Origin of the sequence: Pseudomonas sp. FIP_A4 (genome assembly GCF_036701605.1) — a bacterium.
GTDB classification, from domain to species: domain Bacteria; phylum Pseudomonadota; class Gammaproteobacteria; order Pseudomonadales; family Pseudomonadaceae; genus Stutzerimonas; species Stutzerimonas phenolilytica.
The window spans coordinates 1-322 of record NZ_JAYDXP010000108.1; the positions used below are offsets into that span (position 1 = coordinate 1).

1 pseudogene is annotated in these 322 nt (G+C 67.1%); it reads left to right on the forward strand.

The annotated features are described in order from the left end of the window. Positions 1-322 (forward strand): annotated as a pseudogene (locus U8L64_RS02760) (L-threonylcarbamoyladenylate synthase); the annotation flags it as partial.

Sequence of the window (322 nt, forward strand, 5' to 3'; positions counted from 1 at the left end):
GAAGATGCGCCCGATGGAGAAAGGCCTGATCCTGGTCGCCGCGCACATCGACCAGTTCGACTTCCTCCTCGATGATCTGCCCGAACGCTGGCTCGATCGCCTCGTCGGCACCTGGCCGGGGCCGAACACCTGGTTGGTGCACACCGTGAACGGCTGCCGGAATGGATCACCGGTCAGCATGACAGCGTGGCGCTACGGGTCAGCAATCATCCGCTGGTGGCCAGACTCTGCGCGTTGACCGGGCCGCTGGTATCGACCTCGGCCAACCCTGCCGGTCGCGCGGCCGCGCGTTCGCGGCTGCGGGTCGAGCAGTACTTCCCCG